Source organism: Verrucomicrobiota bacterium, assembly GCA_039192515.1.
GTDB lineage: Bacteria > Verrucomicrobiota > Verrucomicrobiia > Methylacidiphilales > JBCCWR01 > JBCCWR01.
The window spans coordinates 33,064-47,878 of record JBCCXA010000026.1; the positions used below are offsets into that span (position 1 = coordinate 33,064).

The window sequence follows — 14,815 nt, forward strand, 5'->3', positions numbered from 1 at the left end:
CGCAGCGCTTTGGATTCTGGGGATCTCTCTTAGCGTCTCTCCCTTTGATTTCCATTATCTCTATGATCTGGATTTACTCGGACACTCACGACATTCAGAAGATATCGAACTTTTCCATCCAGGTCTTTTGGTTTGTGCTTCCTTCATTAGGACTATTCCTCACACTGCCCTGGTTTCTTGCTCGTTTTTCATTTATGCTTTCTCTAGGCCTCGCTTGTCTGGTCACGGTAGTCCTCTATCTGCTTATGCTTGGGATTTTTAAACTGCTGAATTACGATATTTTAAAATAATACATTTACTAAATTCGCCAGCTCTATTCTGGTGATTGTGGAAACGGATTTTCAGCCTCTGCATCATCCAGTTTTAAAATAAACAAACCATTCGCATTTCTCCAAAGGTGTTGTAGCATCTAGTCAAACGTAAACATTTTAAAATCTATAAAGTCTTACTACTAATTGTAGAAACTATAGGTTACCTAAACTCATAAAGGAGACTACAAATGGGAAAATACTACGCGGTCCTATTTACCGCTTACATCGCGATCCAATGGACAAGCTGGCTACAAGCTATTGTATGGGATTCGGATAAATACAGTGAATCGAAGGCACAAGCCTTCGCACAAAATAAAACATGGAAGATCGGCGTGGGCGGTTGTTCGGCCGTCAAAGTTCAAAAAAAATGGATTGCTAGTGCAAGACACTGTGGGGCAAAAAATTCAATTAACCAAGATGGTAAAACATATAAAGTCACCAAAAATGTGGTTCATCCTGTTTCTGATGCTCGGCTTTATCGAGTTGGTAAGAAACTGCCATCTGGTCGCGTTGCTCCCAGAGCATCCGATCTTAAAGTAGGTGACCGCTTCCAAAAAATAGGAAGGGGAAGATCCGGACAAACGAGCTTAAGTGGTAATCGAGGCAGAGGGGTCGGTGGCTTTGGTATTTGGCGCGGCGGTCGAAATGAAGTAGACGTTTTTTGGTCACCAAACAGGATACGATACATTTATGATAAAAATTATAAGAACGAAGTTGGAACTGACAGCGGAGATAGTGGAGGTCCTGCCACCATGGGCAATTATTTAGTGTCAACAACAGCAGGGTCAACCGCGATTTATTGGTTTGATGTCGATTGGACTCGTATCGAAGGCTGGTGGCAAGATTATCTTTAATAGAGAAACTGCTTCTTTTATACAGTTTCTGGTTTCCGCTAAGAATTAGAGACTATGTTACTACTTCGTTTCTTTAGGCTCTTTCGAGTAGAGGACAAGATTAGCCTAAAACTAGATCAGTCGGCTTCATTTTATATCCTACTCTCCTTCAAATATGATTCACCTTTTGATCCAGAATGATGTAATAGAAGCTGGACGAGATGCTGAAAATTTCGAGTCACAAGGATTAGTTAGAAAGCGGGCAATAAGCGTTTTGCCGGTAAATACTCGCTACAGCAAAAAGGGTATACAGGAGAGATTAATCCTATGCTATCCAGGAGATGATGAAGTATTCATAGATTTTTCCGGTGGATCGGTTTCTTGATATCAACATGGATCCAAATACCAGGAGACTACACAGATCTCTGCAGGGGCTTAGAGTGTAGGGTGTCGTGGGGTAAAGAAAGGGACCTTACGCTCTTTACGTCACTTTTCGATTATTTACCCTTTCATCACCACTCTGACTGTCCCCCATGTCACCCTCAGATTTGATCGGAGGAGCTCTAGGGGAAGACACAAAAAGGGTCCACAGATAAACAAATATTAGAGAGAAGCCATCCTTCTTTAAATAGCCGATAATTCCTCTTTCAGTGAGAGTGAGATGCTTATGTTGTATAAGCACAATAACTCAGTCCAAGGCAATTCTTTCACCCAAGACTGGAAGCTGGTGCTGCGTTTCAGATGTGAATTCGCATGTACAAAGAATAGAGTTATAAGCTTTGGTGTAAGGTAGCTAGGCGAGGCAAAGTTTGATTTTCACAAGCCTGAGATTGTAGGGAGGATCTTAAAGCTAATGAATTTCAGGCTTCTTTGGGTAGCAAAGAGCCCAAAGTATAAATCTCTGAATGGGAATAATCTTTCAAAAAGAAAAGCCACTTTTCTTTTACGATGTCGTTTTTCTCTATCTTTGTTTTCAGCAGTGTAATCGATGTTGTGTTTTTCTCTGATGTGATATTCGTAAAGAAACATAGCATGATGAGCTAAGCACATGAAGTACGCTTGCATTTCTTTGGTAGCCTTGCTGGGTAGCCCACGCTTTTTTCTCTCCAAGTTTGGTTTTGATTTGGTCGAATATCTTTTCAATATGACAACTCATTTTATAGAATAAGGCAATGAGACCTGGAAGTAATATCATCTCGGAGGTGATTCAAAGTTCAAAGAGCCTTCGATAGCTTTTTAAAGATCTAAAAAATGACTTTTACCGATCAGAGGTACTTTAGTCTCCAGATGTGTGAAACTTTGTAGGAAATCTCTTCCACTTCGGTATGTTCCGGTAATTCTAAAATGCTATAAGTGCAAAAAAAGAGCGGCAGGATGTACCTGCCGCCCCATGGTTTCTACTACTACTACTATTACAAAATTCTCGTAGTTTATTCAGTGGCCTTAATATTGATGAATAATTTGTCTCCAATATCTGCCAAGGCTGTGTTGTACTTAATGGTAAGAGTTTCGGTTCCATCACCATTACCAACTGGACCACTAGTCACTTCGTACTGTTTATCACCCAAGGTTGTCCAAGAATCTGGGGTAAGCTCTGATGAGATTTCGACCGTGTAAGTAATGGATTCATCTTGACGGCGAGTATAAGTCTTAAATATGAATCCGTCTTCGTCCATATAGCTAGTTTGTTGCCTCGGGTTGAGAGAGTTATTGGGATCCAAGCCAAAGAGGAATTCATATTTATTGTTGTAACCATCATTGTCGGTATCTAAGTCACCAGAGTTTGTTGGTAAACCATTCTCATCTTCCCAAAGTTGATATGGAGTTTGGGGAGCGCTGCTCTCCACTGTGATATTCACGGTTAGCGAGGTGCCGGCGACACCCTCAGTATCGTAAGGTGTAATGGTAAGGGTATATTGGCCATTGTTGAACTTTTTATCAGGAAGGTGATTCTTTGCTTTGAAATTCCATGTATAGTCTCCATCTGTTCTTGTCACAGAGGCAGCCCCAGAAAGTTCAAAGGTAACTGTGCCGAAGTCCTCGGCGGGAGTGGTGTTAGCGCGGATGTGGAGATCTGCTGTTCCAGCAAGGTATGTGTCTATAACGACATCATCCGTGACAGTATTATAACCATCTATATTCGTGAAGCTGATAGAGTCCACGCTGATGGGTGGTAAGGGATCTTCATCCGTTACGGTAAATTGTAGAGAAAAAGCGTCGCCTGCGCTGCCTAGTCCATCATCTTGGTTAAAGGGTGTGGCTATAAGACTGTGAAGGCCATTATTGAAGGATGCACCTGAGTCATTTCCACCGTTGTCAAGAAATAGTGCCCATGGGTAACCACTTTCCACTTGATCTTGATTGGTAGATCCTGTGAGGCTAAAGATGACACTACCAAAATCCGAATTGGGAAAGGTGTTCGCGCGAATATTCAAGCTAGTAGTCCCAATCTCATTGGTATTAATGATTGCATTATCAGGAATAGGATCGAAACCGGGAACAGGTTCATTGGTGGTTGCGTTAATGAGGGTAAAAGATTCCACAGAAGGGGGTGTGACAATGTCAGTTGGTTCAAAAGACAGGCCAGTCCAGCGGCCTCTGGCCCACGCTGTTCCATCCCCTTCTGGAATAAGACCATTAGTTACTGCGTTGGATTCTACTGCCAGGATAGCTCCGACGGGGATTTCAACACTGGTGGCAATGATGTGAACTTGCGGTTCGAATGCCTCAGATGTTGGATCATTCGTCACCTCGCCGATAAGGGTGCCATCGACATAAAATCTATATAAGCAATCCCCATCCTCTTCGCCTATAGTATTGATGGTTACTTGATAGACATCGCTCACACCTGCAAATGTAGCAGTTGCTCGAGCAAAAGGTCCGCGGTATCCTTTATTTGCTGCATCAATAGCAAGGGCGTTTTGAGAATTGTCTCTATAGTAAGGAATTGCTCCTGCCGTGATATTGGGGAAATCTGCGGTTGCATCGAGCATATAAGGATTGGAAGGATTATCTGCATTTTGAAGGAGGATGACCCAGTCTTGACTAGTCTTGCTAGGTGCTTTTTTAAGGTTACGGATATTTCCGCCATTGACTTGGGCAGTAGAAGTCTGCTGCAGTGCACCACCATTGCGGGGATCATACCAACTGACGTTATAAGTACCACTGACATCTGAAAGGTCTATAGTGGTAGTGCCACCGTTTCTGAGGTAAATTAGGTAGGTATCACCAGGCTTGGCCAAGCACCAACTATCAAGATTGCTGGTCAAAGAATTATCACTAGTCATATCCTGAAAAGGAATGTTGTAGTTTTCAAATAGCTGTAACATATATCTGCAATAATCCCAAAAATTGTCGCGGCTACGCCAGTCCTGACAGGTTAGATCGGAATGATCATATTCATAGCCAAAGTAAAAGTTAGTGCCGGCACCTCCTGCCATGACAGATCCCCAAAGCGCATCTTTGCGACCGTTCTCATGGGAGTTAATGGGGTCCTCTTCGCTTCCACCTCCTGGATTTGAATCAGGTCTTAAAGCTGAACTGGCATCTCCTGGTTCATCGCAAAAAACGACCCAGGGTTTTCCTGCATCCGCAGACTGGTCTACCCAACTTTTAACTTCATCGAAGACGTCAGAAAAATCAGCTTGGCCTGCCTGTAGAGACGCACCTGTCAACTGTGATTTACTCCCTAAAAGGCGTTTATAAACCGCTTTTTTCTCCTTTTCATTAGGATAAGAATGTATGGCGACAAGATGGTTGTAAGGGTCATTGTCTTTGAAATATTGCGTGTATGCTTTGACCCGGGTTTGGTTTTTATCTGCGAGTTCGTCATTGCGGTGAATATCACTTTCCTCGCCCAAGTTCCACTGCAGACCTAAGTGATGACCGAAACGAGCAATTAATTCACGGTAATAGAGCTTTCGCTCTCGGCCCAAGTCTCCGCCATCCATTTTACGGTCATTCTCGTTTTCTTGAGTTTTAATATCCATGAAAAGGCCTTTCTTGCCTGCGTAAGACATAATTTTGCCCCACTGTGCCATCTTAGATATATCGAACCGATCGTGGTGGACACCGTGGGTAGGGTCTGCCCAACGTCCAGTCGTGGGCAATTCACCGCCTTCAGATCCAGCTGGATCGTCCTCGATGGATTCATAACCTGCTACATCGCTCCTTAATAGATGAGGAAACACATTGTCATCATCTCCATCTAGGCTGAAGGTAAGAAATGAAAAGGAATTGAGGCCTTCAATCTCACTTAAGTAGCGAAGTGCTCCAAGGAGCTCAGTCCCTTGAAGTTCACCTGTTTCAGCATCTGTCCAAGTATAACCCGATGCGTCAGTTGCATCGTAGTCCTCCGCATGTGGAACCCATGATTTGCGCAAATTGGGGTTTACTTTGGGATCATTAGGAGTGTCATCAATGTCATTATAAGCAAATAGATTTTCAGGGGCATCGGCTCCTGCCTTTATGAAGTATTTGCCGCTACCCGCAAACTTTAAATGATGTTTGTTAACATAAGTAAGACGTCCTCTGGCTCGGAAGTCAGGCTCGCTTTTATCTGTTTCTTCTACTGTGAAAGAACCTGTGAGTCCGTCATAGGGAACTACAGCACTTCCAGCTATTGCAGCGGAATCGATAGCCACATCCGTTCCTTCTCGGAAGCTGATCTCATAATTCCATTGGCCAATTTCGTCAGGGGATAGATGAGCGTGCCATTTGTTCCCACTGGTAGCTGATGTGTTGGCGGCGCTGCCATCAGCAGCAAAATAACCGGGAACTTTATAGCTCAAGCCGCTATTAGTGTGAGTGAAAGTGACCGACATTCGGTAATCTGTAAATGGGTTAGGAGAAGCCATTTCACCGGTTGAAGGTCCGTCGAGCTCCAAGGTAACCTTGTGCCAGCGTTTGAGTTCTCCTTTCACATACACTGGTCCAACAGGCTGAGCTAGTGTTTCAGGATTGCTTAAGTCTTCCGCAACTTTCCGCTTTACGTTTTTATGTCGAAACATCAGACGATTAATTTTATAGTCCGCTGAACGTCCATGAACTACTAGCTTGTAAACCTCTCCGGATTTAAAGTCATAAACGGCGACCCGTTTGTTATCATGACCTCCTGGGTCTAACCTGGTTCCGTCTACCCAGTCAAATTGATTGTTCTTACCGCCAAAATACTTCGTATCGCTTTGTAACATACTTAAAGGAGCATCTCCTAGATGATACTGATCATCATATACAACTTTTCCATTTTTCTTAGTCTCAGGAACATCTTTAGGATCGGGATTTCTAGCATCATAATCACCGTCAACACGGACAAAACAATCATTTGCTATATCCGTCCTAAATACTCCATCTTCGTCGAATTGATCTAATTTTGCACAATGAAGATGGAGGAAGTAAATGCCCCCTTGATTGATTTTAAATGTGTACTCCAGTGGACTGGTGGGGTTAGGTTGACCGATTGGACTATCTCCTGCAAATTCTAATGAACCTTCGCCAGTTGTATTGGCGGAGTCTGTAGTCGTGTTGAGGATCCATTCACCATACGGAGATAGTGTACTTTCCATTTCCATAATGACCAGACCCTCTGATTCCTCGAACTGATAACTCTGTGCCCAGGCTGAATGGGTTTCTATGGCCAAAGAAACGGCTATGAACCGAATAATAACAATTGCGTTTAGTTTCATAAACTCTACATATACCTTTCTAGTAAATCGGCAAAAACTTACAGAAAATTTTAAAAAAAGCAATTACCACTTTAATAATACTAAGCATAGTGGCTCTAGGACTATATTAGTTAAATTGCTTTATTTTGACTGATTTGTTGGAGGTAAAAAAGAAGAAGGTGAGGGCCAGCAGAATTTTGAATGCAAGTGGAAATACTTTTCTTTTTAACTGTTTTTTGATGCTTAAAAACCGAAGGGTGCCATAGAGACTCAAAGATCTTGGCCTGAAGAATCCTCGAGTCACTTAGAGGCATGACTTTTTAATACACCTTTTTCTTTGCCCTGTGGTTCAAGTTTTTAGGTTTCTCTTTCAATCCCTATTGCATGAACCCTGCTTAAATCAAAAAACTAGAACCGTACATCATGTGTAATGCTTAAAGTTATGAAGGTTCTGATTTTTATTCCGACGCTTTGATATTAATGAATAGTCTATCTACAATATCTTTTATGGCGGTCTCATAAGTGAGACTAAGCGTTTCAGTTCCATCACTGTTAACTGTAGGACCGTTAGTGATTGCATAATCCTCATCAGCCAAGGGCTTCCAAGAATCTTGAGTGAGATCCTGGGAGATTTCAACAGTATAGGTTATGGATTCATTCCGGCGGCGGGTATAATTTATTGTCAGATAACCGTCTTCGTTGATGTAATGAGTATATCGCCTCGGGTTAAGCGGGTTATTGGGGTCAAGACCAAAGAGGAATTCATATTTATTGGTATGACCGTCATTATCTGTGTCTAAGTTAGCGGAATTTCGAGGTAAATCATTATTTTCTTCCCAGAGTTCATACGGACTCTTGGAAGCACCTTTTTGCACGTCTATATTCACGATGAATGGAGTTCCTGCTATATTTTCTGTATCATAAGGGGTTACAGTAAGGGTGTGTTCACCATAGCTGAATTGGCCCTCTGGAATGCGCTTCCTGGCTTTAAAATCCCATGTATAGCTTTTGTCAGTCCATGTTGAAGTGGTGGCGCCAGTAAGTTCAAAGACAACTTTGCCAAAATCCTGAGCGGGCGTAGTGTTGGCGCGGATGTGGAGATCAGCCGTTCCGGCAAGGTCAGTATTGATGACGATGTCATCAGTGAAATTATCATAATCGTCAATGTTTGTGATGCTAAGGGAATTAATAACGGGTCCAATAGGCTGACCTAATGTTTCAGGGTTATTGAGGTTTTCGGCTACTTTTCGATCTATGCTACTAAGTCGCAACATAATACGGTTAATTTTAAAGTCGCCTGAGCGACCGTGAACCACCAACTTGTAGACCTCGCCTTCTTTGAACCTGTAGACACAAGCTCGCTTATTTTTGTGGCCTCCTGGATCTAGTGTAACTCCAGATGACCATGCAAACTTCTTATGTCTACCTCCAAAGAACTTGGTATTATCGCGCAACATGGTTAGAGGCGCATCATTTTGGTCGAACTTAGGATCATAGACTTTTTTACCATTCACTACCTCAAAAACATCCTCAGGATCGGGGTTTCTCGCTTCATAATCGCCTTCCATACGAACAAAACAATCATTTGCGACGTCGACCCTTGGTATTCCATCTACTTCCTGATCTAATTTGGCGCAATGAAGGTGGAGGAAGTAAATGCCGGCTTGATTGATCTTGAACGTATATTCCAATGGGCTCATAGGACCATTGTAGCCAACGGGTTCTCCATTAGCATATTCTAATGATCCTTCTCCTGTGATATTTTTAGGGTCTGTAGTGGTATTAAGGATCCATAAACCATAAGGTGAGGGGGTACTTTCAGCCTCCATGATGACAAGACCTCCCGATTCCTCAAATTGATAACTTTGAGCTTGAATAGTATTAATTGTGATAGCTAATACGAATATAAGTGATTGATTAGTAGGTGAAAATAGCTGTGTTAATCTCACATAGACCTTTCTTTAGTAGTTATAACAAAAATATAGAAAATCTAAAAAAAGGCAATCACTATTTTATGAATAGTATGGAAAAATATTATTCTGATATTTGTGATGCTATTTTTGTCTTAATGGTTGGGGTTGAAGGAGATTGTAATAGTAAGAAACAAATCAAAACAAGTTGCTTATGTCCGAATATTGTAATAGAGACTTAATAAGTCTACCCACTTATCGTAAACTCTATTATACTATCGAGATTAGGTTACTTTTTCTTCTTCTTTTTCTTTTTTTTACCTCCCTCGAATAGATTTTTGGGAGTGTCTTCGTGGCGAAAAACAATTTTATCTAGTTTGAATAACTGAGAGCGCCCAGAAACGGTTAAAGTATAGGATTTGCCCTCTTTAAAATTGTAAACGGCATTAAATTTTTTATGTCCTTGGTCAAGACGGCCACCGGAAACCCAAGCAAATTCTTTATCATTTCCACCAAAAAACTTAGTATCTTCTTTTAGCATATCTAGTGGAGCGTCTCCTTTATTAGGTCCTGCATCAAAATCACCTTTTACCCGGACATAGCAGTCATTAGCTAGGTCATGCCTGACTTTCCCTTTCTCGGTAATGGATTCTCTGGCGCAATAAAGATGGAGGTAATATAGGCCTGCTTTTTCGATGGTGAAATCAAATGTGATCGGCGAACTTGCTTTCCCGCTAATAGGCGAATTACCTGTGAATTCGAGATATCCGGCTCCCGTGTACCCTTGGATATCGGTTTTTAATTTCCATCTTCCTTTGCTTCGCGTGGTTTCCTCTGCTTCAAATAAAATGAAACCTGCCTGATTAGAAGCCGCAGCAAAATTCAGCAGAGCAAAAGTGATAGCCAGAAGTTGAAAGGTAACTTTGATGCTCATCAACTGGGGGGCATGGGGCAATATTTTGGTAAGCGTTAGTTGGCCTTAAAGATTGCCATGCCTGATATATGCGGTTCCCATAGCATGAGTGTCTTGTCCGCTTCGAGTGAAAGATCTAATCTGCCGTCTGCCACAAGAACTTCATAAGGACCATACTTTTTCCATGCTCTGTGAGGAAGATCAGCCTCCATTCCAGTCTCCACAAGCTTGTCTTCTACTTGTAAGTTTATAGAACGAGCGTAATCCAATCCAAATGTGCTGTTGGCCATGCTCCAAAGAAAAATTTGGTAGCGGCCATTAGGAAGGGGTTGGCGAAGGGATATGACACCACCTAGATCTTTTTTCCTTCTGTCTTTAGCAGTGATATTACACATGAGCATTTGTTCTAGACTACTTCCAGGTTCAACGTCCAGCGGAGTAACTACAGAATCAAAACCTCTAATTTCGGTATTTACTTCAACAATCATTCCGTTACGCTCTGCCTGCTTTTGAGACCACCACTGGTTTCCATCTATGACACAAGCATCACCATTGAAATTGACACCTAGAGCCAATTGCCATGAAGTTAACTCTCCTGTTTTTCTAACAGTCGTATAGTCGCCTTGTTCTAAATGAACAGACGTTTGATCGGATAGCCTTTGAACACCCACTGATCCTTCAAGGACATTTACATTTGTTGAATTTTTTTCGGAACGAATCGAAAAAATAGTTCCGAGAACTTCAATGAGGGCATTTCCTGTTTGAACTTTGAAAGGCCGACCGTTCGCTTGTGGAGCTACATTTGCAGTGAGCTCTCCAGCTGAAAAGTGAACCATCTTGCCTGGGGCGGGGGCCAACAATTTTAAGATGCTGCCAGCTTTTAAATGAAGAGTCGTTTCGTCAGACAGATAAGTTAAGTTAGCAAAACCATTGAGCACCTTAATCTGATCTCCAGCCTTAGCTTTTTGAGAACTTAATGGGTCGAGAGGGGTGCCACCCCTAGTCCAGGAGACCAAGGATCCTTTCTCTACACTTAGACGCGCCAGTGCAGGCGCTTCAACTGCCTGAGGTGAGCTATTTTCAACAATCGGTTTCGCTTGATTTTTTTGAAATCTAAAGAAAACCGCCAAACTCAATGATATGACAAGTACGGCTACCAAGCCGATTAAAACGGGAGATTGTTGGTTCTGTTGGCGATAGCGCTGGAGATGATGAGTAAGCCTTGCTCGTCTTGGTGGTCCACTTAATTGATTGATTGGATACTGACTTTGAGGCTCAAGACTTTTCAAACGGGAGCATGCTTGGACCATCAAGCTGACCTCCACTAACTCCTCAGCAAAGCCTTCAGCAAAGTGGGGGTTTTCTTCCAGTGCATTGGCGAGTTCTGCCTTTGATTCTTCATCGAGGTTACCTTCAAGATATCTGATTACCCATTCTGATTGAGGTTGGTTCATTGAACAACTCCTCTCATATAACTTGTGATACATTGCCTTAGTTTGACGCGCAGGCGATTAAGGATGACATATATAGCGTTCACAGTCTTTTGCATTCGCTGAGCAAGAACTTCACAGCGATCACCGTCTGCATAAAAAGACAAAAGCAAATCACGCATTCTTTTATCGAGCCTGGAAAGACAGGCTTCCAAAGCGGCTTTTTTTTGGTTTAGAGTTGAAAGCGGAGTCTCTTGCAAATAATTTCCAAGAGTGCTATCGACGAGATCGATAAGCCGCTCTTCGGTACCGGTCTGCTCACGGCTGTGCTTCCGATATATGTTTAGAGACTTAAATTTAATGATTTGGCGCACCCAGGGTAACACCGCACGACCTTCTTCGAATTCACTCGCTTTGCGGCTTACCTCAATAAGAGTCTCTTGAAAGGCATCCTCTGCTAGAGCCCAGTCGCGTAAAATACCATAGGCGTTAGCAGTTAGCGCATGTGACCATTTCATGGTTTCCATAAGCAAATATTCTCGCTTAGCTTCAATATTCTCGAATTGCTTAGAATCAGCCATTCCTAGTACGTATTTGCCTGAAAAAGAAAATCCTTACAGAAATCTTCATACTCTGATTAATTCCTTATAATTAAATCATCCATTTCTATCGTCAAGCTTTGTTAAGATGCTTTACTTAGCGCGTTTGCCATTTTCCTAGCATTAGCAAGCTTGTTTATTACTGATTCACTAAGAGTATATAGCAACAATAGATCTACTTTTATTAATCAAATTAAGAATTATCTAAAGCATCAATTAATGTTTTTAATGCTTTTTGTATAGTAAATATGGAATTTATTTAGATTCTTAAAAATCGATTGGATAGAGTTCCTAGCATCAAGATGCAAGATTTATAGAAACTGGAACTTAGTATTTACTGCTCTATCTCTAAACGAACAAAAAGCCTACTTGTAAGTGTTCCGGAGCTATTTGCTGTCACGGTCGTAATGCCTGGCGAGGGCGTGTTTTTTTCAGCATGGATGGTCACTAAAGTGCCACCGCTTTCTGCTAGACCACTGGAGTAGAAAGTTTGCAAATCCTTCGACCAGCTGTAAACCAAATTGATGTTACTGGCTGGATTAGTACTCTCAGGATGTGTGAAAGAGAAAGTGTCGCTATCTACCATCGTGCAACATACAATGCGACCCGACGACACACTTGGATCAGTTCCAAAGTAATTCTCTAAACCGTTGTTATATCCATCACCATCGGGATCGTCATTGATCCCTGTAAACAAACCGACACCAGGGAAACCGGCAATCCATTCTGCATAGTTATTGCTGACACCCTGGGCAACAAACTCCATGGCATCCATATCGAAATGACCATCAATGATCTCGAGCCTAAGGTAATGATTGTTTCCACCTTCAAGTGTAACATTCTCTAGAGTGAAAGCCTGCAAATCGTTCCAGGTGCCCGTATTAGCAATATCGAGCACCCCTAATGAGTGACCATTTATCTTCAGGCCAAGACTTCCGGGATGGGGATCACCGCTAGCAGCATAAAGGATCACATCATAGACCCCGGCTTGCACATTGACTGAATATTCGAGAAACTCGCCGTTTCGAGTCTTGCTCACCCGGTATTCCCCAGGGGCACTTTCTAGGATATCCACATCACCTTCAGTTCCGGGACGATAGTTTGTTCCGGTATCGGTATTGCCTTGGTCTTGATCAGCGTAAGCCCAATACTGGAGTCCTTGGTCAAAATCTTCGGCTTCAATGCGACCGGGAATACTGCCAACGACACCGAGGTAAGGGCTTTGCCTTGGCCCAGAGGTGAGTTTGTCAACCAGGAAGTCCAGCAGAGAGGCAACGTCATTGTTGGAAACACCTGCCCCTTGAGAAGCTTGGATGCTTGGCAATAGAGCAAAGGCCAGATCATCAATCCTGTCGGCAATTTCCAAGGCAAATAGCAAGTTGAAGCCGACCTCGGTAAGAATCTGGTTGTTTAATAACGTGAGCGCGTTAGTGGTTTGCCCCATTCTACAAAGTGCATAAGCCGCTGCAGTGGCCACACAGGGTTCTACATCGCTAAGCTGGTTTTCCAGCGCCATAGCTGCTGGTAGAGCCTCCATTCCCAGATGGGCGCATCCCATAGCACCCCAGAAGCGCACGATGTAATTGCTATCTCCTAGAGCGGTGGTCAACTCGGATAGAAAACTCACATCTCCTGAAGCGGCCTTGTTGGCTAGGTCAAGGATCTGAGATTGCAGTGGGTAAGTGCTTTCTGAGGAAGCATTGATATAACTATAGCTTGAGCTTCCTTCGGGAATAAAGCCGGTATCTCGGTTATCTAGAATAAAGCTATCGGTTGCCGCTCGCATCTCTTGGAGAAGGGCAGCATAGGTTGGGTCATCAATGAGATTGTTGGTTTCCCAAGGGTCTATTTGAAAATCATAGAGTTCTTCATAACCAGGTGTTTGATAAAAATCTCCTTGAGTTTCTGTAAGACTATTTTTGGCATACAAAGCAGCCCACTCTTTTGCCAGAGAGCCTCTGCTGCGATATTCCATGCGTCGGCCCACAGGAAACTCTGGCAGGTAGTTACGCACGTATCGATAGCGATCATTGTGCACCCCACGCGCTAAGGCAATACGCTCATCCATGCGGTTTCTGTAAAAAGGAATGTAGGCCATCGCACTCTCTTTGTTTACTCCGAAGGCAATACGTCCCTGCAGATGAGTTGGGATGGACTCCCCAGCCAAGGCCAACATGGTTGTCGGAAGGTCTAGAAAACTCACCGGTTCATCAACCACACTGCCACGAGCAAGATTAAACAAGTGACTCCAATTCTCGGGAATACGAACAATCAGGGGCACCCGTAGGCCAAAATCATTGACATGGCGTTTGCCTCCGGGTAAGGGGCCTCCATGATCACTGTAGTAGAAGATGATGGTGTCTTCCAACAAACCTGCGTCCTCCAACTCGCGGATTTTTCGTTGGACCCATTTATCTGTGTCCTCGATGGTATCGTGGACATGGGCCCAGGTGATACGAGAAATAAAGGTATCCGGGTGGATCGGCGGCAAGACAACTGAATCGGGATCGGTCACCGTAGCTATGTTGAGAGGATCATCGGTGATGTCTGGGAACCCATCCTCATCTAAGCCATCGAGAAAGTGTTTACGTTCGTGGGTATTGTTTTGGTTGTAGACAGCGAAAAAGGGCTGGCCATCGCTTCTGGCTGACCATTTCGCTGAGCTGTTATTTTTATCCCACGCAGCATCGGCAAGCTCTTGGATAGTAGGATTATAGTCGGTCTTACGGTTATTGGTGGTGTAATATCCGGCTTGACGCAAATACTCTGGCCAGTAACGAAGCCATGAAGGAAAATCAGCTTGCTGGTTACGCATCTGGCCAGGGCCCGCAAACTGAGTGCCATGGGTGCCGGTGATAAGAGAAAACCGGGCAACCGCACACACAGGAGCATTGGCAAATGCATTGGTGAAGCGAATACCTTCTTGGGCTAACTGGTCAATAGTTGGTGTTCGTGCAACCGTATCCCCATAACAACCAAGAAAAGGTCCGTTATCTTCACTCACCAAACAGAGGATATTGGGTCTTTTAGAAGTAATCTGTAAGTTATCCATCAACAAAGGACCGCCCGCACCATTTGCCGAGCCGTCTCCAAGGACTGCATAAAAGCCGACCCGATGAACGTAACCCGAAAGAGAACCGCCTATCACGGCGCTGC

At 43.3% G+C, this 14,815-nt stretch carries 7 protein-coding genes; 1 reads left to right on the top strand and 6 read right to left on the bottom strand.

The features are described from left to right. Positions 1-499 precede the first annotated feature (499 nt). Positions 500-1,165, top strand: coding sequence for a hypothetical protein (locus AAGA18_11670; protein MEM9445994.1), 666 nt, complete (start codon positions 500-502; stop codon positions 1,163-1,165). A gap of 1,409 nt (positions 1,166-2,574) precedes the next feature. Here AAGA18_11670 and AAGA18_11675 read toward each other — a convergent pair. From AAGA18_11675 to AAGA18_11700, 6 genes are all read right to left on the bottom strand, one after another. Further along, positions 2,575-6,828: a DUF5060 domain-containing protein gene (locus tag AAGA18_11675; protein ID MEM9445995.1), complete on the bottom strand. Its 4,254-nt coding sequence runs from the start codon at positions 6,826-6,828 to the stop codon at positions 2,575-2,577. Positions 6,829-7,265: 437 nt separating this feature from the next. Continuing rightward, on the bottom strand, positions 7,266-8,756 hold the full coding sequence (locus tag AAGA18_11680) for a hypothetical protein (GenBank protein ID MEM9445996.1): 1,491 nt from the start codon (positions 8,754-8,756) through the stop codon (positions 7,266-7,268). A 250-nt stretch (positions 8,757-9,006) separates the two neighbouring features. Beyond that, positions 9,007-9,651 (bottom strand): hypothetical protein, encoded by a 645-nt coding sequence (locus tag AAGA18_11685; GenBank protein ID MEM9445997.1) that lies wholly within the window; start codon positions 9,649-9,651, stop codon positions 9,007-9,009. Positions 9,652-9,686: 35 nt separating this feature from the next. Then, positions 9,687-11,084: a FecR family protein gene (locus tag AAGA18_11690; protein MEM9445998.1), complete on the bottom strand. Its 1,398-nt coding sequence runs from the start codon at positions 11,082-11,084 to the stop codon at positions 9,687-9,689. Next, on the bottom strand, positions 11,081-11,641 hold the full coding sequence (locus AAGA18_11695) for a sigma-70 family RNA polymerase sigma factor (protein MEM9445999.1): 561 nt from the start codon (positions 11,639-11,641) through the stop codon (positions 11,081-11,083). The genes AAGA18_11690 and AAGA18_11695 overlap by 4 nt, the downstream gene beginning before the upstream one ends. A 352-nt stretch (positions 11,642-11,993) precedes the next feature. Then, the coding region (locus AAGA18_11700; GenBank protein MEM9446000.1) for a sulfatase-like hydrolase/transferase at positions 11,994-14,815 on the bottom strand (2,822 nt) is incomplete at its 5' end.